Below are 25,068 nucleotides of genomic sequence, written 5' to 3'. Positions count from 1 at the left end.
CCGGCAAGAGCACTCCGCATGAAGTGTTCCTTGGTGCTCCTATCCCCCATGGCGGCAACCACCGATGCCCACCGAATCCGACTCGATCCGAGGTAGTCGCTGCTTCACCGTCCGTTTCCTTCAGTTCAAAGTCTCCCGCGCGGTCCCCCGTTGCACAAGGGGTAGCAGCCGAAGAGTACCGGCGGCACCGGCTCCGGGTCGTTCCGGACGCCCTGTCGACCCGACCGATACGCGCCTCGATTGGTTGGCGCGGATGCTTGCCAACGCCCGGCGGGCTCGTGCACAGTTGACCAAACGGGCCATTCGACCGGCGTGGCAGAGGGATGTGTGGGGCAATGCCATGGACGCAGACAGGATCGTCATGTTCCGGGTGCGCCCGGACCGTGACCGGTGAAGATTGCTTCACGCGCTCGACCCGCAGGGAATCACCGGCAGCGGGCCGCCGTATCCCGCCGGGCATCCCCCGGAGCGAACGATGACATCGCGATCGAATGTCCGGCGCCGAGCCGCCACGGCGGTTGCCGCCTATCTGGCGATCGTCTTCATGGTGGCGTTCATGCTCCGCCTCGGGGACATGCGCCTGCCGGAAACCGTGGGCGGGCTCCTTGGGGCATTCCAGGGCCGAGGCATGTTGCAAGGCGTGCGTTTCGGGCACGTCGAGGCCGCCGCCAATGTCCTGTTCTTCGTTCCCCTGGGCCTGCTGCTGCCGCTGGCCTTTGCCCCTCGGAGCCCGATTGCCGGGTGGTTTTGCGCCGTGGCGCTTTCAATCGGCATCGAAGTGGTTCAGCACTTCCTGCTCGATGGCCGAGTGGGTTCCGTACGCGACGTTATCTGCAACGCCCTGGGCGCGGCATCCGGTGTGCTGCTGACGCAGGCCGCCGTGCTGGCCAGGGCGCGGCGCACCCGGGGAACCATCCAGTCGATGTAGCACCCAGTGGATGGTTCGCCCGGTTTGTGCCTGGCCCCGCCGGCGCGGGTGCGCCAGCGTCCGCGGCACTTATGGCAGGTTCGCGGCCGGCAGCGGGCGGTGGCGGGGCAAATCCGAGGCTATTCGCCTACGGTTTCCGCGGCCTCAAGCCAGGCCATTTCAAGGTCTTCCTTTTCAAGCTCGACGCCGCGCAGGGTGGCATTGAGCGTGGAGACCTCGTCGAACTTCATGGCCTCGGAAGCCACCGCCATCTGGGCGTGGAGCTTGGCGACCAGCGTTTCAAGCTTGCCCATCTGGCGCTCGATGCGGTTCAGTTCCTTGCGGGCCTCGCGCTTCTCCGCCTCGCTGGGGCCCGTGGACTCGGGTGCCGCGGCGGGGCCGGATTTGTCGGTGGGCGCACCGGTGTTGCCGCCGCTCTGGGCACCGGCACGCAGCTCCAGGTATTGGTCGACGCCGCCGGGCAGACCGCGCAGCTTGCCGTCGCCCAGCAGTGCGACCTGGTGGTCGGTGACGCGTTCGAGCAGGTAGCGGTCGTGGGAGACCACCACGAGGGTTCCGGGCCAGCCGTCGAGCATGTCCTCGATGGCGGCCAGGGTGTCGGTGTCCAGGTCGTTGGTGGGTTCGTCGAGCATGAGCACGTTCGGCTCGCCGATGAGCAGGCGGAGCAGCTGCAGGCGGCGGCGCTCACCGCCGGAGAGCTCCTTCACCGTGGTCCACTGCTTGTCGGTGCCGAAGCCCAGCTGCTCGGCGAGCTGCCCGGCCGAGACCTCCTTGCCGCCGACCTCGAAGGACATCCGTTCGGCCTTGATGACCTCGATCAGGCGCATGTTGGCGACCTCGTCGAGCTCCTTGACCTCCTGGGTGAGGATCGCGGTCTTCACGGTCTTGCCGCGCTTGATCACCCCGGACGTGGGCTCGATCTGGCCGTTGAGCAGGCGCAGCAGCGTGGACTTGCCCGCGCCGTTGACGCCCACGATGCCCACGCGTTCGCCGGGGGCCAGGCGGAAGGTGATGTTGTTGAACAAGGGCTTGGGCGTGCCGAAGTCCAGGGTCACGTGTTCGAGGTCGAGCACGTCCTTGCCCAGGCGGGCGGTGGCCATCTTGTTCAGTTCCACGGTGTCGCGGGCCGCCGGCACGTCGGCGATGAGGGTGTTGGCGGCCTCGATGCGGAACTTGGGCTTGGCGGTGCGGGCCGGGGCTCCGCGGCGCAGCCAGGCCAGTTCCTTCTTGACCAGTTGCTGGCGCTTGTTCTCCACCACGGAGGCGGTGCGGTCGCGCTCGGCCCGGGCCAGCACGTAGGCGGCGTAGCCGCCGTCGAACGGGTCCACGGTGCCGTCGTGCACTTCCCAGGTGCGCGTGCAGATTTCGTCGAGGAACCAGCGGTCGTGGGTGACCACGAGCAGGCCGTTGGCGTTCGCGCGCCAGCGGTTCTTCAGGTGCGCCGCCAGCCAGGCGACCCCCTCGACGTCGAGGTGGTTGGTGGGCTCGTCGAGCATGATGACCTCGTGCTCGCCGATCAACAGCTTGGCCAGGGCGACGCGGCGCTTCTGCCCGCCGGAGAGCGAGTTGACCTCGGCGTGCCAGTCGACCTCGCCGACGAGCCCGCCCATGACCTCGCGCACCAGCGGGTTGGAGGCCCATTCGTGGTCGGCGGCCTCCCCGACGATGGCCGCGCCCACGGAGAGGTCCCCGTCAAGCACGTCGGACTGGTCCAGGTAGGCCACCCGGACGTCCCCGCGCTTGGTCACCCGGCCCTCGTCCGGGCTCATGCGTCCGGCCAGCAGCCGCATCAGCGTGGACTTGCCGTCGCCGTTGCGCCCGACCATGCCGATGCGGTCCCCGTCCTCGAGCCCCAGGGACAACGAGTCAAGGACGGTACGGGTGCCGAAGGACATGGAAACGTTCTCGGCGCCGAGCAGGTGGGCCACGGTGTGGTGCTCCTTTGGTTAAGGGGTGTGAATGACGGTGGGCAGGATGCCGGCGCCGGGGACCGGGCCGTGGACCTGCAGGGTTGCAACGCCCGCTTCGTCGGAGAGCTGGGTGATGATTTCCGCGCCGTGCGCCTGGTCGCGGGCGAGCAGTGCCAGGGTGGGGCCGGAGCCGGAGACCAGCGCGTGCAGCGCACCGGCCGCCTCGCCCACGTCGCGCACCACGCCCAGTTCGGGGGCCAGCGCCAGGGCGGCACGGGTCATGTCGTTGACCAGCAGGGGGGCCAGCGCGTCAAGGTCGCCGTCCAGCAGCGCCCCGACCATGCGCGGGTCGACCTCGGTGGGGGTTTCGACGTGTTCGTTGGCCCGGAGCCGGTCGAGCATGCCGTAGACCCGCGGGGTGGACAGGCCGTAGGAGGCGGGGACCAGCACCCAGTCGGTGCGGGTGCGCAGCAGCAGCGGCGCCAGCTCGTCGCCCACGCCCAGGCCGACGGCGGCGCCGCCCTGCAGGGCGAAGGGCACGTCGGCGCCCAGGCGGGCGCCCAGGCGGGCCAGTTCCTCGCGGTTCAGCCCGGTGCCCCACAGGGCGTTGCAGGCCACGAGCGCGGCAGCGGCGTCCGCCGATCCCCCGCCCATTCCCCCGGCGATCGGCACGCGCTTGGTGATGCACAAATCGACCCCGGCGTAGTGGCCGGTGTGTTCGCGCAGCAGGGTTGCCGCCTGGACCACCAGGTTTTCCGGGCCCAGCGGGAAGGACTCGGGGTCCGAGACAGCGGTGGAATCCGGGTGCAGGAAGACCTGGATTTCCTGGTCCTCCCGGGCCGTGGCCGAGACGTCCTCGTAGAGCGAGACGGCCAGGTAAAGGCTGGCCACCGAGTGGTAGCCGTCTTCGCGGGGCGGGCCGACCCTGAAGTAGCAGTTGATCTTGCCCGGGGCCCGGGCAACGACGGCATGGGTCATGGGGCTGCCGGCTCGTGCGCGACCTTTGCCTCGGCGATCGCGGCGAATTCGGCGATGCCGAGCTTTTCCCCGCGGGCCTGCGGGTCGATGCCCGCTGCCAGCAGGGCCTCCTCGGCCAGCGCCGGGGATCCGGCCCAGCCGGCCAGGGCGGCCCGCAGCGTCTTACGGCGCTGGGCGAAGGCCGCATCGATGACGGCGAAGACCTCGCGCCGGGTGGCGGTGGTTTCCGGCGGCGTGCCGCGTTCGAAGCTGACCAGCCCGGAGTTGATCTTGGGCGCGGGCCAGAAGACATTCATGCCGATGACACCTGCCTTGCGCATGGTGCCGTACCAGGCGCCCTTGACCGAGGGCACCCCGTAGGTCTTGTTGCCCGGGCCGGCGGCCATGCGGTCGGCCACCTCGTCCTGGACCATGACCAGGCCGTGGCGCAGCGAGGGGAAGTGCTCGAGCAGGTGCAGCACCACGGGCACCGCCACGTTGTACGGCAGGTTCGCCACCAGGGCGGTTGGCGGGTGCTCCAGCTCGGTGACCTTCATCGCGTCGGAAAGGACGACGGTGAGGTTCTGCGCCTTTTCCGGGCGCATTTCGGCGACGGTCTGCGGCAGCCGGGCGGCGAGCTTCGGGTCGATTTCAACCGCCACGACGCGGGCGGCGGCATCGAGCAGGCCCAGGGTCAGCGAGCCGAGGCCCGGCCCGACCTCGAGCACGGTCTCGGCCGGATCAAGCTTGGCGGTGGCCACGATGCGCCGGATGGTGTTTCCGTCGATGACGAAGTTCTGCCCCAGGGTCTTGGTGGGGCGCACGTCGAGTTCACCGGCAAGGCGGCGGATCTCGGTGGCGCCGAGCAGTGGTGGCGGGGTCGATTCTACGGAAGTCACGTCTCAATCCTAGTTCAGGGGCCCGCGGCCCGCCGACCGGGGCGTCGTCTGCGGCGGGGCCACGGCGGGAAATTGCCGCCATGAACAATGGGTCCCGCCCTGTAGAAGGCGGAACCCATGGTTCATCGTGACATCAGGTGCACCTGTGCGATGGTGCGTCGGGCCGGTGGGCCCGGGAGGAGCCTAGCGCAGGCCCAGCTTGCTGGAGCATGCCGGCCAGTGGCCCCAGCCGCCGCTGCGGCGCAGCACCTCGGCCGTGGCAACCTGCTCGGAGGCCGAAGCCAGGTGCGGCAGCGGAGCGTACTTGCCGCCGCCGGCACCGAGCCAGCTGCTGGCGGAGAACTGCAGTCCGCCGTAGTAGCCGTTGCCGGTGTTGATCGACCAGTTTCCGCCGGACTCGCACTTGGCCAGGGCGGCCCAGGTGCTCGAGACGCTGCCGGAGGTCGCCGGGGCCTTCGGCTCCGCCTTCGGCTTGGGCTTGGGCTTGGTGCCCACGGAGATCTCGGCGTCGACGGCCTTGGTGGTGATCTTGTTGCTGGCGAGTTCGCGCTTGGATTCCTTGCCGTCGCGCAGCGTCACGGTGTAGGTGAGGGTGCGTTCGCCGTCCTTGCCCTCTTCCAGGGTCTTCTTGGTGCCGACCAGCGCGTCGGAATCCTTGACGGTGTCGGTGCCGTGGTCGATGACCTCGGTCTCGGTGACGGTCTTGGTCTTCACGCGGACGATCTTCAGTTCCATGTCCTGGGTGATCGCGTCGGATTCGTTCGCATTGAGCTCGTCGTCCTTGCCCAGGGAGAGCTTCGCTTCCTTGAGCGCGGCGCCGACGGTCTCGGCGGTGGTGTTCAGCTTCTTGGTCTTGCCATCGGCCTTGATGGACACGTCCTTGGGAGTGGAAATGTCGATCGGGGTGACCAGCGCGGCGAGGGACAGTGCCCGGCCCTGCTCGATCTGCGCCTTTTCGGAAAGGTTGAGTTGGTCCACGACGTCTGCCACGGTCAGTCCGGTGGTGTGCACGACGCGGTCCACGCCATCGATGCTCACGTTGACTTCCTTGTGGCGCTTGATGTCGATGACGGCTCCGTCGGCAACCGGTGCGTCCAGTGCCGGGGTGATGACATCGCGCTCATCGAGTGTGATCGATGAGTCCTCCAAGACATCGGCCACGGTGGCGGCGCGAGTGGTGATGCTCTGGCTTTCGCCATCGACGGCCACCGCAAGGGTCTTGCTGCCGCCGACGAACATGACAAGACCGAGGATCAACGCGGTCAAAACGGCTGCTTGCGCGCCGATCTTCACCCAACGATTCTTAAGGGCATTCTGCACAGGATTCCAAACTTAGGTTCAACCCGGGCACGGGGGCAGATCGATGCGAACACGGCGGGTGAACGGTTGCCCCCCGGAAAAACCCGGACGCAGCCCGCCGTGTGCCCATTGATTGGTGCGAGCACAATCCAATTCTTGTCATCTGTCGATGTCGCGCCCGGCGCGGGTTTCCCCGCCGCAGGCAGAATCAAATGCACCCGGGAACCTTCCCCGATCCCGGCTACTAAAAACCAACCGTAACCGAATCGTAATAAGGCCGCAAGCACTTCGTGCTTGCCTTGTGCACGAAATGGGCTAGAAGTCCCCGTAGACACGCCGCGTGTTTGCGGCCAGGGTCCGGCAGTACTCCTCCAGGTCGACGCCCATGGTTTCGGCCATGAAGCGCACCGTTTGCGGGATCAGGTAACTGGCGTTCGGGCGGCCCCTGTAGGGGTGCGGCGTGAGGAACGGGGCGTCGGTCTCCACCAGCACCAATTCGGGGTTGGCCACCGACAATGCATCACGCAGGTCATGCGAGTTCTTGAATGTCACGGTGCCGGAGAAGGAGAGGTACCAGCCGTTGGCGTTGCAGATCTCCGCCAGTTCCGCGTCCCCGGAAAAACAGTGGAAGACCACGCGCTCGGGGAGTTCCTCGCTTCCCAGGACGCGCACCACATCGAGATGTGCGTCACGATCGTGGATTTGCAGGGCCTTGGAGTGCTCGCGGGCGATGCGGATGTGCTCGCGGAAGGAGTGCTCCTGGGCCGGCCGGCCCGCCTCGCCGGTGCGGAAATAGTCAAGTCCGGTTTCGCCCACGGCACGCACGCGCTCATGGGCGGCCAGCTCCTCGATCCGGGCTATCGCGCCCTCCAGGTCCCCGGTCGCGGCCAGGCGTGCGGCGTCGTTGGGGTGGATGGCCACGGCGGCCAGCACCCGCGGGTCCCCGGCGGCGGCGCGCACGGCAAATTCGGAGGACTCCACGTCGCAACCGACCTGAATGACCCCTGGCACCCCCACGGCATTTGCCGCATCCAGCGCCTGGGCGACGGTGACATGGATCGAGCCGTCACGGAAATCCAGGTGCGTGTGGTTGTCCGGCACGCCAAAGGGCAACGGTGCCGGGGCGGGAGGGTAGGAGAGGTCGCGCTTCTTGCCCTGCTCGTCCTGGGCGCTCCGGGCCGGCGCTCCCGATCCGCCCGCCGCCGGGGCCGGCAGGTAGGCATCGGGCACCCCCCGGGTCCGTGAGTTTTCCACTTGCTGGTTTGCCGTTGACATGGATGCCACGTCCCCTTCAATACGTGCCCCGGCCTCCCGGGGCAATGAGCACTCGCCCATCCAGCGTACGCGGATGGGCGACTCGGCGGCATTTGCGTGATGCAGGGCACAGCATTGGCGGTATCGTGGGGATGAAGGGCTTTGACCGCCCGCCAATCGGATGCGCTCCAGGAGGACGTTGCATGTCGCTTTCCACCGAGTCCCAGGTTCTTCCCGCCGACGAATTCGGCCGGGTCTGCGAAGAAGTGCTGGCCGGGATTGCCACCGTGATCGACGGCAAGGCGGAGGTGGCACGCACCGCCCTGACAGTGCTGCTTGCCCAGGGGCACCTGTTGCTGGAGGACGTGCCGGGGGTCGGCAAGACCATGCTGGCCAAGACCCTGGCCAAGTCGGTTGACTGCACGGTGCACCGCATCCAGTTCACCCCGGACCTGTTGCCCTCGGATGTGACGGGGGTGTCGATCTTCAACCAGAACACCCACGAGTTCCAGTTCCGGCCCGGCCCGGTCTTCGCGCACATCGTCATCGGCGACGAGATCAACCGGGCCAACGCCAAGACCCAGTCGGCCCTGCTCGAATGCATGGAGGAGGGACAGGTCACCGTCGACGGGATCACCCACCGGCTGGAGACCCCCTTCATGGTGATCGCCACGCAGAACCCCATCGAGCTCGAGGGCACCTTCCCGCTGCCCGAGGCGCAGCGCGACAGGTTCATGGCCAAGATCTCCATGGGCTACCCGGATGCCGCCGCGGAGATGGCGATGCTCGAAACCCACCAGTCAACCTCGCCGCTGGATGACCTGCGCCCGGTGCTGGACCTGGAGGCCCTGCACACGCTGATCAACACCGTCGCGGCCGTCTACGTCTCCGAGCCCGTGAAGGAATACGTCGTGGCCCTGGGCCGGGCGACCCGGGAGCATTCGGACATCCGGCTGGGCGCCTCCCCGCGTTCCCTGCTGCAGCTGCTGCGGGCGGCCAAGGCCGAGGCGGCGCTCAACGCCCGCGACTACGTGCTGCCCGAGGACGTGCGCAACATCGCCTCCAAGGTGCTCGGACACCGCCTGATCCTGCACCGCCGGGCCGAGGCCGCCGGCGCCAACCCCGAATCCATCCTCGTGGCCATCCTCAACGCGATACCGGTGCGCGCCGGGGCCCGCGGCTAGCAGCGGGCGCGACAGAGACACGCATGAGGCACGCATGAGCACCAACTCCGCGGAACCCGGCGAGTTCCGCGAATCCCCTTCCCACGGCCGCTTTGCCATAGCCCAACGGCCGGCGACGCTGCGCGAAAAGGTCCACCTCGGATTCCTCACCGCGCGCGGCTGGGGCCTTTTCGCCTCCGGCGCCATCGCCCTGCTGCTCGCGTTCATGCTGGGGCGGCGCGAGCTGCTGGCCGTGTCCCTGTTCCTGCTGCTCACCCCGCTGCTGGCAGCCTTCCTGCTGCGCTTCGGCAACCCCGCGCTAAACGTGGCCCGCACCTTCAACCCGCCGCAGGCAACCACCGATTCCCCGGTGCGGGTGCGGCTGCACATCACCCACACCGGGCGGGCCGGCGCCTCGATTCCGCTCACCGACACCCTGCCCGAGGACTTCGGCACGGGCCCGGGGTTCAGCTATCCCTCACGCAATGCGGTGCAGGGCTCCGGCAGCTGGTACGAATACCGGTTGCGGCCCGCCACCCGCGGCATCTATGCCGTCGGACCGGTGCGGGCGCAGGTGGCCGACGTCTTCGGGCTCGCCGCCCGCCCCGCCGCCCTCGATGCGCCCAGCGCCCTGATTGCCCTGCCGGTGTGCGAGGCGCTCGAGCCCACCGGCATCCCCGGCGAACACGGCTCCCATGGGCAGGCCGCCTCCAACCGCCGGCTGACCCCCGATTCCTTCGAGGTGATGACCCGCGAGTACCGTCCCGGGGACACCGTGCGGCGCATCCACTGGCCCGCCACCGCCAGGCGCGGCTCGTTGATGGTGCGCCAGGAGGACTACCGGGCCACCCCGCGGGCGGTGATCATGCTTGACCGCTCCCGCGCGGCCTTCCTGGCCCAGGGCGTGGGCGCCGAGCCGACCCTGTCGATCCCGCAATTCACCTCCGCCCCCAAGGACTCCAGCCGGAGATTCGAGTGGGCGCTGCACGCGGCGCTCGGCGTCGGCGCCTACCTGGCGCAGACGGGGTTCGGCATCGACCTGATCGACCACCGCGGCCAGGGGGTCAACGACGTCTCCGCCTCGGGCACCGAGGAAGCAGGGGAGCTTTTTGCCGGGCCCCACGCCACTGCCCGGATGCAACAGGCACTTGCGGCCCTGGGCCTCGAGGACGCCGGGGCGGTCCGCCAGGACACGGCCAGGGCCACGCTCGCCGCGGCCTTGAAGGAACGCATGCGCGAGCACGGCGACAGGCTGGTGCTGATCCTTGGCGAGCCCACCGAGGAGCAGGCAGACGCCTGGCTCGAGGTCGTCGGCGCGCGCAGCAGGGTGACGGTGCTGTGCGTGGCGAATCGCGAGGCTCACCTGCACCCGGTGATCTCCCGCTTCCGGCAGGCCGGCTGGTCCGCCGTCGCGGTGAACCCGAAAACCACACTCACCGAGGCCTGGGGCGAATTGGGGCGGCAGACATGAGCACAGCGACCCTGCCCCGGACCCGCACCCCGGAACCGGCGCGCCCCGCCGCGGCACCCCGGAGACCCGCTTCCGGGATCCCGGCGGCCGCCTTCGCGGCGCTGGCCACGCTCGTGGCGATGCTCGGGGCCACCGCCGCACTGCACGGGGTCATCAGCGGCTGGGGGTGGATGCTCCAGGTGTTCGTGGTCGTGGCGTGCATCGTGCTTGCCACCAACCTGGTGCGGTGCCTCACCACCCGCCGCTACCTGGCTACGCTTGCGGGGGCAGCGGTGGCGGTCATGTCGCTGACCTTGCTGTTTTTCTCCAACACCGCCTGGCTGGGCGTGATTCCCACCGGATCGACCTACCGCGCCCTGCTGAAGGTCTGGGCGCTGGCCAACGAGGAAATGGGCTCCCAGGTGCCGCCGGTGCAGACCACCGGGGTCATCGTGTTCTCCATCTGTGTCTGGGCCGCCGCGGTGGCGCTGGCCGTGGACACCCTGGCCTTCGAGATCAACGCCGCCGCACTTTCCGGCATCCCGCTGGCGCTGTTGCTGTCCATCGCCTCGCTCTTCGAGCCGCACGGGGCCGGCATCGCCACGGTGTGCGTCACCGCGGTGGGCTACCTGTTGATCTTGGCCGCATCCCGGTGGCTTTCGGCAGGTGCCCGCACCGGCAAGCGCCGTGCCGTCGAGCTTGCGGCCCCGCAAGGGGAATCCTCGGTGCGGCCCTCCCCCGCGCCGCAGGCTCGCGGGGCGCTGCTGCAGGGCGGCGCCCTGGTCGCCGGTGCGCTGATCACGCTGCTGGTGCTGCCCGCGGCCATCCCCGGGTTCTCCAAGGGCATGCTCACCGAGGGCACCCGTCCGTCCTGGGGTAGGCTCGCGACCAACATCGACCCCCTGGTCTCGCTGGGCAACGACCTGCGCAGCCGTTCCTCCGGCACCGTGCTGCGCTACTTCACCGACTCGGATTCCCCCACCTACCTGCGCACCTCGGTGATCGGCCAGCTGGCGGCCGACCGCTGGCTGCCGGACCCGGACGCCTACCGGGTCCCGGCCACCGAGAACCTGGTGACCCGCGCCTTCCCGAGTGCCTTCGAGTCGGCGCAACCCGTCTTCACCCGGGTTCTCACCGACAGGTACCGCGGCGCCTGGATGCCGCTGCCGGGGAACGCGATCACGCTCAACGGCCTGGGCGGAAACTGGGGGTGGAGCCCCGACACCGGCACCCTGCTGGCCGCCGAGGACCAGGAGCCCCAGGCCGCGGACTACTCCGTGATGAGCGTGAACCCGAAGATCAGCGCGCGGATGCTGGCGGACCTGTCCTCCTCGATCCCGCGCGGCTTCTTCGCGGAGGTGGACCCGCAATACCTGCAGCTGCCCGGGGACGTGCCCCGGTCCCTGGCGCGGGCCACGGAGGCGGCGACGGAAAATGCCGGGGCGGACCCGTATGACCAGGCCGTCGCCATCCAGGACTACCTGCGTTCGGCGGCCTTCACGTACTCGGAGCAGACCCCGGTCCAGGACGGCTACGACGGCAGCGGCATGGACGTCATCGACGCATTCCTGGAGGAAAAGGCAGGCTACTGCGTGCACTTCGCCTCCACCATGGCCCTGATGTCCCGCGAGCTGGGCATCCCCAGCCGGCTGGTCACCGGCTACGCCCCCGGCACTCCCACCGGGGTGTCGATCACCGGGCAGGACGGCACGGAACTGGGCGAATTCACCGTCAGCTCGCGCAACGCCCATGCCTGGCCGGAGCTCTACTTCCCCGGGGCCGGGTGGATTGCGTTCGAGCCGACCCCCGGGCGCGGGGTCCCGCCGGCCTATGCGCCGGCGTTGCCCGCACCCAGCGCCGGCTCCGCCCTGGAGTCGAACCCGACCAACCCGGCCAATTCCGCGTCGAATACCGCCTTCGCCGAGGCATCCTCCGACGCACCCGCCGCGGCACCGGGCGGCGGACCCGGCACCGGGACCCCGGCCCCGGACGTGGCGCGCATCGCGCTGGTCGTGTTGCTGGCGGGGACCGTGCCGTGGGCGCTGCGCCGGATCCAGCGCACCAACCGCCTGGCACGCATGCGCCGGCACGGGCACGCGGAGGTTCGCAGCGGGAAGGAAACCGGGCCCGCGGCGGCCTGGGCGGAACTCGTGGCCCTGGGCATTGACTACTCCTGGCCCATGCGCCTTGACGAGTCGGCCGGGGACTATGCCCGGCGCCTGGCACGCACCTTCCCCGCGGCCACCGACCCCCTGGCCTTGCTGGCCGGCGCCTACGAGCTCCAACGCTACGCGCGCCCGAGGCCCGGCCCCGACCCGGCGGCCTTGGAGGCCGCGCTGGCGGACGCGAGGCGGGCCCTGGCCGCCTCGATGGGGGCCGGCGAGCGCCTGGGGCGCGGCCTGTGGCCCCGTTCGCTCTTCGCCCCGCGCCCGCTGGAACCGGCGGGCTACGCCTCGGCCAGGTAGTCGGCCAGGGCCTCGAACTGGTCCCTCGGCGTGAACCCGGTGGCGCCGATCTTGGCCAGGTCAAGGGTGCTGTTCGCGGGACGCGGGGCAATGCCGGGCCGGGAGCCGTAGTAGGCGGCGGTGGAGGTCGGGGTGATCCGGCCCGGGTCCTGGCCCAGCACGGTGAAGACCTCGGCGGCCAGGCGCGCCCAGGAAGCCGGCTCACCTGCGTTGCTCAGGTTGTAGGTGCCTGCCGGAGCCCCGGTCTCCAGCAGGTGCAGGATGCCGGCCGCCAGGTCCGTGGCGAACCCCAGGCGCCCGACCTGGTCATCGACGACCACCGGGTCCACCCCGCCGGAGGCCAGTCGGGCCATGGTGGCCACGAAGTTTTTTCCGTCCCCCACCACCCAGCTGGTGCGCACGAGGTAGTGCCTGGGCACGCCCGCCACGATGGCGTCCCCGGCGGCCTTGGTCTGCCCGTAGACCCCCAGCGGGCTGGGGGTCTCGTCCTCGGGGTGCACGGTGCGTTCGCCGTCGAAGACGTAGTCGCTGGAGAGGTGCACCAGGGTGAGGTTGTGTGCGGTGCACGCCGCGGCCAGGGCGGCCAGGGCGGTGACGTTGGTGGCCCACGCCTCGCGGCGGCCCGCTGGCGTCTGTGCCTCGTCCACCTTCGTGTAGGCCGCGGCGTTGATGACCGTTGCATAGGCGGAGAAGTCCACGGCTGCCAGCTGTGCCGGATCCGCGATGTCCAGCTGCGCCCGCGTCCGGAAGTCGAATCCGCCGCCGGGCGGCGCCAGCGCGGCCAGGGCCCGACCCACCTGCCCGTTGGCCCCCAGCACCAGCGTCCTGGGCGGCACCACGGGCACCACCGCCTCCAGGTGCGGGTGCGTCCTGTCGGCCTCCGAGACGGTGGCCCGCTCCAGCGGGATGGGCCAGGGGATGTCGGCCCGCGAGTCGGCGAGGTTCAGGAAGGTGTACTTGGCGGCGGCGGCCGCGCTCCAGTGCTCGGTGACCAGGTAGCTGTATCCGGTGTCGGGTTCCAGGGTCTGGAAGCCGTTGCCTACCCCGCGCGGGACGAAGACGGCCTGCCCCGGGCCCAGCCTGGTGCTGAAGCTCGCCCCGAAGCCCTCCCCGGCGCGCAGGTCGACCCAGGCGCCGAAGACCGCCCCGCCCACGACCGCCACGTACTTGTCCCACGGCTCGGCGTGGATGCCGCGGGTGGTGCCGGGGTTGCGGTTGAAGGAGACGTTGTTTTGCACGGGCCGGAAATCCGGCAGCCCTGCGGCCACCATTTTTTCGCGCTGCCAGTTCTCCTTGAACCAGCCGCGCGCGTCCTCGTGGACGGGCAGCTGGATGAGCAGCAGCCCCGGGATCCCGGTCTGCTGCACCACGGGTCCGCTCATGCCCCGCCTCCTGCGGTTCCGGCGTCCTCGGTGCCCCGGGCCGCGGCCTGTTGCACGTAGCGGTCCTCGGTCCCGGCCTTGGCCCCCTCCCACCACCAGGGGTTCTGCCGGTACCAGTCGATGGTTTGCGCCAGTCCGGCGGCCAGGTCCCGGTGTGCCGGGCTCCAGCCGAGTTCCTCGCGCAGCATCGTGGAGTCGATCCCGTAGCGCAGGTCGTGGCCCGGCCGGTCGGTGACGTGGTCGAAGGCCGCGGCGTCCTGGCCCATGAGGCCCAGGATCAGCTCGAGCACCTCGCGGTTGTTCTTCTCCCCGTCGGCGCCGATGAGGTAGGTCTTGCCCGGGGTTCCGCGGTTGACGATTTCCCACACGGCCGAGGAGTGGTCCTCGACGTGGATCCAGTCGCGGACATTGGCCCCGGTGCCGTAGAGCTTGGGCCGCACCCCGTGCAGGATGTTGGTGATCTGCCGCGGGATGAACTTCTCCACGTGCTGGTACGGGCCGTAGTTGTTGGAGCAATTGCTGATGGTGGCGCGGACCCCGAAGGAGCGCCCCCACGCCCGCACCAGCATGTCCGATGCCGCCTTGGTGGAGGAATACGGGCTGGAGGGGTTGTAGGGGGTGGTCTCGGTGAAGCGGGCAGGGTCGTCGAGTTCCAGGTCCCCGTAGACCTCGTCGGTGGAAATGTGGTGGAAGCGCACCTCGTGCCGCCGCACCGCCTCCAGCAACGTGTAGGTGCCCACGACGTTGGTGTCCAAAAACGGCCGGGGGTCGAAAAGCGAATTGTCGTTGTGCGACTCGGCGGCAAAGTGCACCACCGCGTCCGCGTCCGCCACCAGCCCGTCGACCAGTGGCGCATCGGTGATGTCCCCGACCACCACGTGCAGCCGGGACCTGTCCAGCCCGTGCAGCGATTGGAGGTTGCCCGCATAGGTCAAGGCGTCGAGGACGGTTATTCCAGCGTCGGAGTGCTCGATCAAGTAGCGCACGAAGTTGGCCCCAATGAATCCCGCACCCCCGGTTACCAGGATTCTTTTCATGGTTGCAAGGCTAGCGCCCCTCCCCAACCACGGCTAGATGTGCCTACTATGGGCCCCATGAAGGGGATCATACTTGCTGGGGGAACCGGATCGCGCCTGCATCCAATCACACATGGGATTTCAAAACAGCTCGTGCCTGTTTACGACAAGCCCATGATCTACTACCCGCTGAGCACGCTGATGCTCGCGGGCATCACCGAAATCCTGGTCATCACCACACCTGCCGACGCACACCAGTTCCGCGGGCTGCTGGGCGACGGGTCGCAGTTCGGGATCCGGATCGACTACGCCGTCCAGGAGTCGCCAGACGGGCTGGCGCAGGCCTTCCTCATCGGGGCGGAGCACATCGGCGACGGGCCGGTGGCCCTGGTGTTGGGCGACAACATCTTCTACGGGCCCGGCTTCGGCACGCAGCTGGGCGATTTCCATGCCGACGGCGGGGCCTCGATCTTCGGGTACTGGGTCAAGGACCCGGGAGCCTACGGGGTGGTGGAATTCAGCAAGGAGGGGAAGGCGATTTCGCTGGAGGAAAAGCCGGCGAACCCCAGGAGCCACTATGCGGTCCCCGGGCTCTATTTCTACGACAACACCGTGATCGAACGGGCCAGGGAGCTGGCACCCTCGGCGCGCGGGGAGCTGGAAATCACGGACATCAACCGGCAATACCTCGAGGAGGGCTCGCTGCGGGTGAACGTGCTGGCCCGCGGCACCGCCTGGCTGGACACCGGGACCTTCGACTCGCTGAACGACGCCTCGAACTTCATCCGCACCATCGAGGCGCGGCAGGGGCTGAAGATCGGGGTCCCCGAGGAAGTTGCCTGGCGCCGCGGATTGATCGACGATGAGGCGCTGGAGGCGTGCGCGGCGAAGCTGGGCAAGAGCGGCTACGGCGACTACCTGCATGCGCTGCTGGGGCACGATTTCGAGGACCCCTACCACTAGGGAAAAACGCACGGCGCCCCTTGCTCCGCGCCTCCCCTCGAGGGGGACGGGCGGAGCAGGGGGCGCCGTGCGTGCGTGCCGGTGTTTCTAGCGTGCCGCGTACGGGTCGGCGATGCCGATGTACTGGGTGGTGGTGTACTCGGCCAGGCCCTCGGCGCCGCCCTCGCGGCCCAGGCCCGACTGCTTCACGCCGCCGAACGGGGCGGCGGCGTTGGAGATGACGCCGGCGTTGAAGCCGACCAGGCCGAATTCGATCTGCTCCGCGACGCGGAAGAGGCGGTTGTGGTCGCGGGTGTAGATGTAGGAGGCCAGTCCGTACTCGGACGCGTTGGCCAGTTCGATGGCGTGCGCCTCGTCGCGGAAGGTGGTCACCGGGGCGACTGGTCCGAAGATTTCCTGGCGCAGGATCTCGGCGTCGTTGGCGACGTTGGAGAGCACGGTGGGTGCGTAGAAGTAGCCGGGGCCATCGATCGGGGCGCCGCCGGTCTCGGCAACGGCGCCGGCCTCGACTGCCTTGGAAACCAGGGCGTGGATGTCGTCGCGGGCACCGGAGTCGATGATCGGCCCGACGTTGGTGGCGGCCTCCGTGCCGCGGCCGGTCTTCAGCGCGCCCATGGCGGCGGAGAACTTGGCGATGAATTCCTTGGCCACGGACTCGTGGACCAGGAAGCGGTTGGCCGCGGTGCAGGCCTCGCCCATGTTGCGCATCTTCGCAGCCATGGCGCCCTCGACGGCGGCGTCCAGGTCTGCATCCTCGAAGACCAGGAACGGCGCGTTGCCGCCCAGTTCCATGGAGGTGCGCAGCACCTTGTCCGCGGCGTCCTTCATGAGCATCTTGCCCACGGCGGTGGAACCGGTGAAGGAGACCTTGCGCAGGCGGTCGTCCTGCATCAGCGGGCCGGAGATCTTCGAGGCGCTCTTGGAGGAGACAACGTTCAGCACGCCGGCCGGCAGGCCGGCTTCCATCATGGTGGCGGCGAAGAGCTGGGAAGTCAGCGGGGTGAGCTTGGCGGGCTTGAGCACCATGGTGCAGCCGGCGGCGATGGCCGGGGCGACCTTGCGGGTGGCCATGGCCAGCGGGAAGTTCCACGGGGTGATCAGCAGGCACGGGCCGACCGGCTTGGTCTGCACGATCATCTTGTTCTTGCCCTCGGGGGTGGTGAGGTAGCGGCCGTAGTCGCGCACGGTCTCCTCGGAGAACCAGCGCAGGAACTCGGCGCCGTAGGTGACCTCGCCGCGGGCCTCGGCCAGCGGCTTGCCCATTTCCAGGCTCATCAGCAGCGCGAAGTCCTCGGCGCGCGCGGTGACAAGGTCGAAGGCGCGGCGCAGGATCTCGGCGCGCTCGCGCGGTGCGGTCAGGGCCCACTTTGACTGGATGGCATCCGCGGCGTCGAGGGCCGCCATCGCGTCCTCGGAGGTTGCGCTGGCCAGGGTGGCAAGCACCTTGCCGGTGGCCGGATCAACGACGTCGAAGGTTCCGCCGTCGGAGGCGTCGCGCCATTCGCCATTGATCAGCAAACCGGTCGGGATGGAGGCCAGTAGCTCGGCTTCGCGTTCGGGGGTAATGGTCATTGGGGCGTTCTCCCTTGAACAGTGGGGTGTTGCGAGAATTACAGGATCTTGTTGGTCTCCACGCTAGTGCCGCGGCAAGTTGCTGTAAATTTCTATCTGCACTATGACGCAGCCCCCATTTTGTGCAGGTACCCCAAGGGCGCTTCGACGCCGATTCGGGGCGCCGCTTCGGTGCCCCGGTCTCAGGCGCGGGCCTCGAGCACCGCCGCATAGAGTTCGCGCTTGGACACGCGCTCGGTCTCGGCCACCGCCGCCACCGCTTCCTTGAGCCGCAGGCCCTCGGAGACCAGTTGCTGCACCTGGGCCACGTGGTCGGTGGCGCGGGCAGGCTCCCCGGCGGGCGCGCCGGCGATGACCACGGCGATCTCCCCGCGAACCTCGCCCTCGGCCCAGAGCAGCAGTTCGTCGAGGTCCCCGCGGATGACCTCCTCGTACATCTTGGTCAGTTCCCGGGCGATGGCACCCCTGCGCCCGGGGCCGAAGGCGTCGCGCAGCGCGCGGATCATCGCGTCGAGCCGGTGCGGTGCCTCGAAGAAGACCATGGTGCGCTGCTCGGTGGCCAGGTCCTCGAGGCGCTTGGAGCGTTCCCCCGCCTTGCGGGGCAGGAAGCCCTCGAAGGTGAACCTGTCGGTGGGCAGCCCGGAAAGGGCCAGCGCGGTGAGCACCGCGGAGGGGCCGGGAACCGCGGTGACCGTGACGCCTGCCGCCACGGCCGCCTCGACCAGCTTGAAGCCGGGATCGGAGACCGCGGGCATGCCCGCGTCGGAGACCACCAGGATCGTGGCGCCGCCGGCGACCAGTTCCAGCAGCTCGGTGAGCCGGTGGGTTTCGTTGTGTTCGTGGTAGCTGATCAGCCGCCCGGGCACGCGGACGCCCAGCCCGGTGGCCAGGTGCAGGAATCTCCGGGTGTCCTCCGCGGCCACGATGTCTGCGCTCTTCATGAGCTCGATCAGGCGTGGGGACGCGTCGGAAAGGTTGCCAATGGGGGTCGCCGCGAGGACGATCTGGCCCGGGGTTTCTTGAGTTTCCACGCCCCAAGCCTACTGCCCGCGCGTGCCGCCGGATCCCGCCGGCGGGCGCCGGTAGAGTGTTGACGGTGACTACCGCATCCACGCAGAGACTTCGGCGCTGGGTCCTCCCGCCGGCCGGCGCCTTCGGGTTTGAGGCCCTGCGGGACCGTCTGGTGGGCCCGCTGCACCGGAGCGGGATCTGGGGGTGGATCGTTCCCCTTGCTGTCACCGTGCTCGCCGGGGTGTTGCGATTCACCAACCTCGGACACCCGCACCTGCTGATCTTCGACGAGACCTACTACGTCAAGGACGCCTACACCATGATGCAGGCGGGTTACGAGCTCGAATGGGGCGACGACCCCAACCCCGCGTTCATTGCCGGGCACCCGGAACCCCGGGACGGCGCCTCCTTTGTGGTCCATCCCCCGCTGGGCAAGTGGCTGATCGCCGGCGGCATGTGGCTCTTCGGCAGCGACAACGGCCTGGGCTGGCGCTTTTCCGCCGCGCTTTTTGGCACCCTCGCGGTGCTGCTGTGCGCGCTGGCGGCCCAGAAGCTGTTTTCCTCGGTGTTCCTGGGCGGTGTCGCGGGCCTGCTGGCCGCCATCGACGGGCACCAGCTGGTCATGTCCCGCACCGGGCTGCTTGACATCTTCCTGATGTTCTTCATCCTGGCCGGGTTCCTCGCCCTGCTCCTTGACCGCTTCCACGGGCGCGCGAAGCTGGCGCGGGCGCTGGCCACCGCGGACGGTGCCCGCCCGGCGGACCGGCTGCTGGCCTACGGCCCGTGGCTGTGGTGGCGGCCGTGGCGGCTGGTGGCCGGGGTGATGCTCGGGTGCGCGGCCGGGGTGAAGTGGTCGGCGCTGTCCTTCATTGCGGTGTTCGGGCTGATGACGGTGCTCTGGGACCTCTCGGCCCGGCGCCGCGCCGGGATCCGCCACTGGGTCCTCGCCGGGCTGACCCGCGACGGGATCCCGGCGTTCCTGCTCATCATTCCCACGGCCGTGGCGGTGTACCTGGCGACCTGGACCGGCTGGCTGCTCTCGGCCGACGGGCGCTACCGCCGGTGGGGCGCCGAGAACCCCTCGGAAGCCTGGGGCTGGGTCCCGGAGGCGCTGCGCTCGCTCGGCGAATACCACCGGGCCGCCTATGCCTTCCACGAGGGCTTGGGCTCGCCGCACGGCTGGGAATCATCGCCCTGGAGCTGGCTCTTTGCCGGGCGTCCAGTGCTCTTCTTCTACGAGTCGCGGAGCAACGGCGAATACGGGTGCACCTCGGCCCATTGCGTGCAGGCGATCACCGACCTGCCCAACCCCGTCATGTGGTGGGCGGCAACGCTGAGCCTGCTGCTGGTGCTCTTCTACTGGATCGGCGCCCGCGACTGGCGTGCAGGCGCGATCCTTTCGGCCCTGGCCGCGGGATTCCTGCCGTGGTTCGCCTACCCGGAGCGCACCATGTTCTTCTTCTATACGCTGCCCTTCGCCCCGTTCATGGTCCTGGCGCTGTGCTACGTGCTGGGCAGGTTCCTGCCTGGCGACCGCCAGGCGCCATGGCACGCCCGCCGGACGTTGTGGGGCGTGGGGATCTTCCTTGCCCTGGTCGTTGCCGTCTCCGCATTCTTCCTGCCGGTGTGGACCGGGGACATGGTCACCTACGGGAACTGGCGCAGCCACATCTGGATGCCCAGCTGGGGATAGACCCTAGATTACCGGCAAGTAACATAGACTATGGCCCAGACCACATGCCGACCACCACCGGGAACCACCACACCATGCGCGAAGCCAGCACCGCTCTGATCCATGACCTGCCCCCGGAATTCAACACCACCCAATTGCTGGTCGACCGCCTGGCGCGGGAAGACGACGCCCCGCTTTTCAGCGTCAAGCGCGACGGGTCGTGGATCGACGTGTCCACCGCCGACTTCGTGGCCGACGTCCGCTCGCTGGCCAAGATGCTGCTGGCCGCCGGGATCGGCGCTGGACAATGCGTCGGGATCATGTCCCGCACCCGCTACGAATGGGCGCTGGCCGAGCAGGCCATCTGGTTCGCCGGCGCGGTGTCGGTGCCCATCTACGAGACCAGCTCCCCGCACCAGGTGGCGTGGATCCTTGAGGATTCCGGGGCACGCCATGTCTTCGCCGAGGATCCGGGGTGTGCCCGGGTCATCGGCCAGGCCGCCGGATCCCTGGGCGAGGAGGTCACTGTGTGGAGCTTCGAGCAGGAGGCCTCCCCCGCGGATTCCTGCATCCCGGCGGCCGGGCTGCGGGAGCTGGTGGCCGCGGGCGCGGCCAGCCAGGTCGGCGACGTACAGGTGGAAACCGCCAGGACCGCCGCGGGCCTGCGGGACCTGGCCACCCTGGTCTACACCTCCGGCACCACCGGACGGCCCAAGGGCTGCATGATGACCCACGCGAACTTCTCCCTCATTGCCGTGAACCTGACCCCGCACATGGCCCCGGTCCTGGGCACCGGTGAGCGGACCCTGATGTTCCTGCCGCTGGCACACGTCCTGGCCCGTGCCGTCCAGCAGGTCTGCGTGCACGCCGGATCGACCATTGCCCACACGCCCTCGGCCTCCACCCTGGTCCAGGACCTGGCCGCGGTGCGGCCCGGCTTCCTGCTGGCCGTTCCCCGGATCTTCGAAAAGATCCGCGCCACCGCCGCGGCCACGGCCCAGGCGGCCGGCAAGGAGCGGCTTTTCGCCCAGGCCGAGTCCGCCGCCATCGAATACTCCAGGAGCGCCGACGCCCGCGCCCGCGGGCTCGCCTCCCGCCGCTCCCCCGTCCGGCTGGCCAGGCATGCCCTGTTCAACAAGGTGCTCTACCCTAGGCTGCGGGCGGTGCTGGGCGGCCGGGTGCGCTACGCGATCTGCGGCGCCAGCGCGCTGAACGCCGACCTGGCCCACTTCTTCCGCGGCGCCGGCGTGGGCCTGCTGGAGGGCTACGGGCTCACCGAGACCACCGCCCCCGCCACCGTGAACATGGCCGCAAACCCGCGCGTGGGTTCCGTGGGCGTCCCCATCCCGGGAACCACCATCCGGATCGCGCCGGACGGCGAGGTGCTGGTGCGGGGCATCGGCGTCTTTGCCGGGTACCACCGCAATGCGCGGGCCACCGCCGCGGCCTTTGACGGGGAGGGCTTCTTCCGGACCGGCGACACCGGGACGCTGGACGAGGCGGGGTTCCTGCGCATCACCGGGCGCAAGAAGGACATCCTGGTGACCGCCGGCGGCAAGAACGTGGCACCCGGGCCGCTGGAGGAAATCATCCGCTCCTCGCCCCTGGTCTCCCAGGTGGTCCTGGTGGGCGAGAACCGCCCGTTCATCGCCGCGCTGCTGACCCTGGACCCCGACGAAATTGCCCCGTGGTGCCGGGCCAACTCGCTGCCGGCGCTCTCGGTCGCCGAGGCGGCGGTCCACCCGGCCGTGCTCGCCGGGCTCCAGGCGGCGGTGGACGCGGCCAACGCCACGGTGTCCCGGGCCGAGGGCATCCGGAAGTTCGCCGTCCTGGACTCTGAGTTCACCGAGGAATCCGGGCACCTGACCCCGTCGCTGAAGGTGAAGCGGGCCAGCGTCGCCCACGACTTCCGCGCCCGGATCGACGAACTCTACTCCCGCTGAAAACGCCGCACAAACAGCGATTCCCGGGCGTTTCCCGGCCCCGGAACGGGGCGGGAAACACCCGGGAACCAGGTGCACCGGAAGGCTACAGCCCGAAGACCCGCTTTTCCTGGCGCAGGCGCGAGCCCTCGCGGCGCTTGGCCGTGGGCCAGGTGGCGAACAGGGTCACCAGGGCGGTGATGACCACCAGGCCGGCGATGCCGATGGCGGCGTCGATCCAGAACTGCGGCGGGTAGAGGCGGATCAGCGTGTCGGAGTAGTTGAACGTCCAGGTGCCGCTGGCGAAGAAGATCCGGTGGAACGTGGTGAAGAAGCTTTCCCAGCCCAGGATCGCCAGGGTCGTGAGCCCGGCCAACAGCACCAGGGTGGCCACGGATCCGGCAAAGAGCCCGCGGCGGATGCCGCCGGCATAGCGCTTGCCCAGGTAGGCCAGGGCGATGAGCGCGATGACGCCCAGGACGGCCCCGCCCAGGTAGGTGAATGACATCACGAGCTTGACGTCGGCCATGTGCTGGACCTCGGTGCCCAGGAAGAGCGGGTTGCCGTTGGGATCGCGCAGCTCGCCCAGGTACCGGTTGTCGGCGACGTTGTTCAGGAAGTCCACGCCGTAGGAGCCGTAGGTCAGCCTGTCGGCGGTGGTGAACCCGAAGCCGTCGGCCGGGAAGCCGGGGCGCTGGTAGGCGATCCAGAGGAAGACGGGGCTGGCGACCAGGCGGATCGCCAGGATCAGCAGCACGAAGGGGTAGGCGATGGCCAGCAGCACCTGCAGGGTGCGGGCCAGCGGCGGCTTGGCCTCGAGGGCAGCCTCGCGGGCCGCCCGGCGTTCGCGGGCGGCGGGGGTCGGCTCGGGAACCGGGGTGTAGGCGCCGAAGACCCTGCTGCGCGCCTCGGCAATCGCGGAGGCGGTTTGCGGCGTGGCCGGGGCCACCGGCCGCGGCATGGCACGGGTCTTGTCCTGCGCGGCCGAGGCGTCGGACCCGGCCGGTGCCGCCGGCTTGTCGAGCTTGGTGGTTTCGGCATGTGGTTCCACCGGGATCTTGGCGATGATGTCCTCGACCTCCTCGGGTTCCTCCGCCTTGGGCTGCGCCGCGGGCTTGGCCGGGACGTCCTTCGCGCCGCCCGCCTCGGCGGACGAAGCAGGCGCCGGGGCTGTCTTCGCCGTGTCGGCGGGCTTCGGCGGCGCGGGGTCGGCCTTGGCCGGGGCCGTCGTTGTGGTTGCGGCCGGGGCCTGTGCCGGCTTGGCCGGTGCTCCCGCCGGTGCGGGCCCGGTCGTCGCGGCAGGCTTCACGGCCTTCGCCTCGGCTGCCTTCTGCGCAGCGGCCGCCCGGGAGGCAATCAGCGAGGCCTCGATCTTGGCGGCGGCCGACGCGGCGGCAGCGCTCAATGGGCCGGGAGCCGAATCCGTCTTGGCCCCGGCACCGGGCACCGCCGGTGCGGTGGCCGGAGTTCCCGGCTTGCCGGTCTGCGGTTCGTCCTGCTCAGCCATGCTTCTCCCTCAAAACTCTGACATGCGGTGCGCTTGCGGTGCGGGGCACGGCGGGCCGCCAGCGCCCACTGCCAAACACAGTCCCCAGCCTATCGAGCCGAGGGTTCACCCGGGGCCCACCAGCGCGTTTTCGCTCCGCGTGTCGGTCCCGAGACGCGCGGGCGGGCCCCTGCCCCGGGTGGGGCGGGGTGCCGGCGGTGCCCCGGCATCGGCCCCCGGGGAGGCTAGTAGCGGTACATCTCCGGCTTGTACGGGCCCGCAGCGTCAAGGCCCAGGTAGCGGGCCTGCGCCTCCGACAGCTCGGTCAATTCCACGCCCAGCGCGTCCAGGTGCAGCCGCGCGACCTTCTCGTCAAGGATCTTGGGCAGCACGTGGACCGAGGTGGCGTATTCGCCGGTGCCGGCCTTGGTGAACAGCTCGATCTGCGCGATCACCTGGTTGGTGAAGGAACTGGACATCACGAAGGAGGGGTGGCCGGTGGCGTTGCCCAGGTTCAGCAGCCGGCCCTCGGAGAGCACGATGACGGAGCGCTCCCCCGCGGTTCCGGCCTCGAAGGTCCACTCGTGCACCTGCGCCTTGATCTCGACCTTTCGAACGCCGGGGACCTTCGCGAGCCCGGCCATGTCGATCTCGTTGTCGAAGTGCCCGACGTTGCCCACGATAGCCTTGTTCTTCATACCCTGCATGTGTGCGGCGGTGATGATGTCCCTGCCGCCGGTGGTGGTCACGAAGATGTCGCCTTGTTCCAGGACGGTTTCCAGGCGGGCTACCTGGTAGCCGTCCATGGCCGCCTGCAGCGCGCAGATCGGGTCGATCTCGGTGACGATGACCCGGGCGCCCTGGCCGCGCATGGCCTCGGCGGCGCCCTTGCCCACATCCCCGTAGCCGCACACCACCACGACCTTGCCGCCGATGAGCACATCGGTGGCGCGCATGATCCCGTCGGGCAGCGAGTGGCGGATGCCGTACCTGTTGTCGAACTTGGACTTGGTCACCGAGTCGTTGACGTTGATCGCCGGGAAGAGCAGGGTGCCCGCGGTAGCCATCTGGTTCAGCCGCATCACCCCGGTGGTGGTTTCCTCGCTGACGCCCTTGATCCTCGCGGCGATGCGGGTGAACTTTTCCGGGTCCCGGGCCAGGGAGGCGCGCAGGGTCTCCAGCACGATGGAGTGCTCGTGGCTTGTCGCGGCCTCGGGGCCGGGCACTGCCCCGGCGGCCTCGAACTGCACGCCCAGGTGCACCAGCATGGTGGCGTCCCCGCCGTCGTCCAGGATCATGTTCGGACCAAGCCCCGGGTCCTGCCCGGCCCCCGGCCACGAAAGGATCTGTTCGGCGGTCCACCAGTAGTCCGCCAGCGACTCGTTCTTCCAGGCGAACACCGGGACCCCTGCGGGGTTTTCCGGGGTGCCGGCGCCCACGACCACGGCCGCGGCGGCCTCGTCCTGGGTGGAAAAGATGTTGCAGGAGGCCCAGCGCACCTGCGCGCCCAGGGCCACCAGCGTTTCGATGAGCACCGCGGTCTGCACCGTCATGTGCAGGGAACCGGCGATGCGGGCACCGGCCAGCGGCCGCGCCGCGGCGTACTGCGCGCGCAGCGACATCAATCCCGGCATCTCGTGCTCGGCAAGCCGGATCTGGTGGCGGCCGGCCTCGTGCAGGGACAGGTCCGCGACCCGGTGGTCGATGCCCATCGCGGCT

18 protein-coding genes are annotated in these 25,068 nt (G+C 69.5%); 7 read left to right on the top strand and 11 right to left on the bottom strand.

Annotation, left to right across the window (positions count from 1 at the left end; genetic code table 11):
* Positions 1 to 475: 475 nt before the first annotated feature.
* Positions 476 to 928 carry a VanZ family protein gene (locus KRR55_RS08720; protein WP_217388677.1) on the top strand — a complete coding sequence of 151 codons (453 nt, stop codon included), beginning with the start codon at positions 476 to 478 and terminating at the stop codon, positions 926 to 928.
* Between the two features lie 119 nt (positions 929 to 1,047).
* On the opposite strand, the gene KRR55_RS08715 is transcribed toward KRR55_RS08720, so the two are convergent.
* The 5 genes from KRR55_RS08715 to KRR55_RS08695 all read right to left on the bottom strand — a co-directional run bounded on the left by KRR55_RS08715 (position 1,048) and on the right by KRR55_RS08695 (position 7,268).
* Positions 1,048 to 2,856 carry an ABC-F family ATP-binding cassette domain-containing protein gene (locus KRR55_RS08715; protein WP_217388676.1) on the bottom strand — a complete coding sequence of 603 codons (1,809 nt, stop codon included), beginning with the start codon at positions 2,854 to 2,856 and terminating at the stop codon, positions 1,048 to 1,050.
* Between the two features lie 18 nt (positions 2,857 to 2,874).
* Complete coding sequence (locus KRR55_RS08710; RefSeq protein WP_217388675.1) at positions 2,875 to 3,816, bottom strand: 4-(cytidine 5'-diphospho)-2-C-methyl-D-erythritol kinase; 942 nt, start codon at positions 3,814 to 3,816, stop codon at positions 2,875 to 2,877.
* Positions 3,813 to 4,694, bottom strand: coding sequence for a 16S rRNA (adenine(1518)-N(6)/adenine(1519)-N(6))-dimethyltransferase RsmA (rsmA, locus tag KRR55_RS08705; RefSeq protein WP_217388674.1), 882 nt, complete (start codon positions 4,692 to 4,694; stop codon positions 3,813 to 3,815). Before rsmA ends, KRR55_RS08710 begins: the two co-directional genes overlap by 4 nt.
* A 183-nt stretch (positions 4,695 to 4,877) precedes the next feature.
* The gene (locus KRR55_RS20300; protein WP_336245070.1) at positions 4,878 to 5,987 is read right to left on the bottom strand and encodes a transglycosylase family protein; all 1,110 of its coding nucleotides are present in this window, start codon (positions 5,985 to 5,987) and stop codon (positions 4,878 to 4,880) included.
* Positions 5,988 to 6,308: 321 nt separating this feature from the next.
* Positions 6,309 to 7,268, bottom strand: coding sequence for a TatD family hydrolase (locus KRR55_RS08695; RefSeq protein ID WP_217388672.1), 960 nt, complete (start codon positions 7,266 to 7,268; stop codon positions 6,309 to 6,311).
* Positions 7,269 to 7,450: 182 nt separating this feature from the next.
* Between KRR55_RS08695 and KRR55_RS08690 the strand changes: the two genes are divergently transcribed.
* From KRR55_RS08690 to KRR55_RS08680, 3 genes are read left to right on the top strand one after another with little or no spacing between them, the layout of a single operon-like run.
* Positions 7,451 to 8,431, top strand: a complete 981-nt coding sequence (locus tag KRR55_RS08690; RefSeq protein WP_217388671.1) for an AAA family ATPase — start codon at positions 7,451 to 7,453, stop codon at positions 8,429 to 8,431.
* 34 nt (positions 8,432 to 8,465) lie between these two features.
* Positions 8,466 to 9,881, top strand: a complete 1,416-nt coding sequence (locus KRR55_RS08685) for a DUF58 domain-containing protein (RefSeq protein ID WP_217388670.1) — start codon at positions 8,466 to 8,468, stop codon at positions 9,879 to 9,881.
* On the top strand, positions 9,878 to 12,325 hold the full coding sequence (locus tag KRR55_RS08680) for a transglutaminase TgpA family protein (RefSeq protein WP_217388669.1): 2,448 nt from the start codon (positions 9,878 to 9,880) through the stop codon (positions 12,323 to 12,325). Before KRR55_RS08685 ends, KRR55_RS08680 begins: the two co-directional genes overlap by 4 nt.
* Here KRR55_RS08680 and KRR55_RS08675 read toward each other — a convergent pair.
* Both KRR55_RS08675 and rfbB read right to left on the bottom strand, forming a co-directional pair.
* Entirely contained in the window at positions 12,307 to 13,707 is a 1,401-nt protein-coding gene (locus KRR55_RS08675) for a sugar nucleotide-binding protein (RefSeq protein ID WP_217388668.1), read from the bottom strand. The two genes, KRR55_RS08680 and KRR55_RS08675, sit on opposite strands and share 19 nt — an antisense overlap.
* Positions 13,704 to 14,744 (bottom strand): dTDP-glucose 4,6-dehydratase, encoded by a 1,041-nt coding sequence (gene rfbB / locus KRR55_RS08670; protein WP_217388667.1) that lies wholly within the window; start codon positions 14,742 to 14,744, stop codon positions 13,704 to 13,706. The genes KRR55_RS08675 and rfbB overlap by 4 nt, the downstream gene beginning before the upstream one ends.
* Positions 14,745 to 14,801: 57 nt before the next feature.
* Between rfbB and rfbA the strand changes: the two genes are divergently transcribed.
* A complete protein-coding gene (gene rfbA, locus KRR55_RS08665; protein ID WP_217388666.1) occupies positions 14,802 to 15,686 on the top strand; it encodes a glucose-1-phosphate thymidylyltransferase RfbA in 885 nt (294 codons plus the stop codon).
* A gap of 87 nt (positions 15,687 to 15,773) precedes the next feature.
* Here the strand turns inward: rfbA and KRR55_RS08660 are convergent, their stop codons facing one another.
* Positions 15,774 to 17,258: an NAD-dependent succinate-semialdehyde dehydrogenase gene (locus KRR55_RS08660; RefSeq protein WP_217388665.1), complete on the bottom strand. Its 1,485-nt coding sequence runs from the start codon at positions 17,256 to 17,258 to the stop codon at positions 15,774 to 15,776.
* Between the two features lie 182 nt (positions 17,259 to 17,440).
* The gene (gene rsmI, locus KRR55_RS08655) at positions 17,441 to 18,289 is read right to left on the bottom strand and encodes a 16S rRNA (cytidine(1402)-2'-O)-methyltransferase (RefSeq protein WP_217388664.1); all 849 of its coding nucleotides are present in this window, start codon (positions 18,287 to 18,289) and stop codon (positions 17,441 to 17,443) included.
* Positions 18,290 to 18,354: 65 nt separating this feature from the next.
* Between rsmI and KRR55_RS08650 the strand changes: the two genes are divergently transcribed.
* On the top strand, positions 18,355 to 19,962 hold the full coding sequence (locus KRR55_RS08650) for a dolichyl-phosphate-mannose--protein mannosyltransferase (RefSeq protein WP_217388663.1): 1,608 nt from the start codon (positions 18,355 to 18,357) through the stop codon (positions 19,960 to 19,962).
* 44 nt (positions 19,963 to 20,006) lie between these two features.
* Positions 20,007 to 21,884: an AMP-dependent synthetase/ligase gene (locus tag KRR55_RS08645; protein ID WP_336245069.1), complete on the top strand. Its 1,878-nt coding sequence runs from the start codon at positions 20,007 to 20,009 to the stop codon at positions 21,882 to 21,884.
* An 85-nt stretch (positions 21,885 to 21,969) separates the two neighbouring features.
* On the opposite strand, the gene KRR55_RS20295 is transcribed toward KRR55_RS08645, so the two are convergent.
* Entirely contained in the window at positions 21,970 to 23,370 is a 1,401-nt protein-coding gene (locus KRR55_RS20295) for a TIGR01906 family membrane protein (protein WP_254455976.1), read from the bottom strand.
* Between the two features lie 224 nt (positions 23,371 to 23,594).
* On the bottom strand, positions 23,595 to 25,061 hold the full coding sequence (gene ahcY, locus KRR55_RS08635; RefSeq protein ID WP_217388662.1) for an adenosylhomocysteinase: 1,467 nt from the start codon (positions 25,059 to 25,061) through the stop codon (positions 23,595 to 23,597).
* Positions 25,062 to 25,068: the final 7 nt, after the last annotated feature.

Source organism: Paeniglutamicibacter quisquiliarum (genome assembly GCF_019084045.1).
Lineage (GTDB): Bacteria > Actinomycetota > Actinomycetes > Actinomycetales > Micrococcaceae > Paeniglutamicibacter > Paeniglutamicibacter quisquiliarum.
This window is presented reverse-complemented; position numbering and strand designations above follow the sequence as displayed.

What these genes read in the sequence shown, in the direction of transcription:
- KRR55_RS20295 (WP_254455976.1), bottom strand. Translation starts at nt 23,370, where the DNA reads ATGGCTGAGCAGGACGAACCGCAGACCGGCAAGCCGGGAACTCCGGCC.
- KRR55_RS08720 (WP_217388677.1), top strand. Translation starts at nt 476, where the DNA reads ATGACATCGCGATCGAATGTCCGGCGCCGAGCCGCCACGGCGGTTGCC.
- KRR55_RS08675 (WP_217388668.1), bottom strand. Translation starts at nt 13,707, where the DNA reads ATGAGCGGACCCGTGGTGCAGCAGACCGGGATCCCGGGGCTGCTGCTC.
- KRR55_RS08690 (WP_217388671.1), top strand. Translation starts at nt 7,451, where the DNA reads ATGTCGCTTTCCACCGAGTCCCAGGTTCTTCCCGCCGACGAATTCGGC.
- KRR55_RS08680 (WP_217388669.1), top strand. Translation starts at nt 9,878, where the DNA reads ATGAGCACAGCGACCCTGCCCCGGACCCGCACCCCGGAACCGGCGCGC.
- KRR55_RS08645 (WP_336245069.1), top strand. Translation starts at nt 20,007, where the DNA reads ATGCCGACCACCACCGGGAACCACCACACCATGCGCGAAGCCAGCACC.
- KRR55_RS08660 (WP_217388665.1), bottom strand. Translation starts at nt 17,258, where the DNA reads ATGACCATTACCCCCGAACGCGAAGCCGAGCTACTGGCCTCCATCCCG.
- rfbA (WP_217388666.1), top strand. Translation starts at nt 14,802, where the DNA reads ATGAAGGGGATCATACTTGCTGGGGGAACCGGATCGCGCCTGCATCCA.
- KRR55_RS08710 (WP_217388675.1), bottom strand. Translation starts at nt 3,816, where the DNA reads ATGACCCATGCCGTCGTTGCCCGGGCCCCGGGCAAGATCAACTGCTAC.
- KRR55_RS08685 (WP_217388670.1), top strand. Translation starts at nt 8,466, where the DNA reads ATGAGCACCAACTCCGCGGAACCCGGCGAGTTCCGCGAATCCCCTTCC.
- KRR55_RS08695 (WP_217388672.1), bottom strand. Translation starts at nt 7,268, where the DNA reads ATGTCAACGGCAAACCAGCAAGTGGAAAACTCACGGACCCGGGGGGTG.
- rfbB (WP_217388667.1), bottom strand. Translation starts at nt 14,744, where the DNA reads ATGAAAAGAATCCTGGTAACCGGGGGTGCGGGATTCATTGGGGCCAAC.
- ahcY (WP_217388662.1), bottom strand. Translation starts at nt 25,061, where the DNA reads ATGGGCATCGACCACCGGGTCGCGGACCTGTCCCTGCACGAGGCCGGC.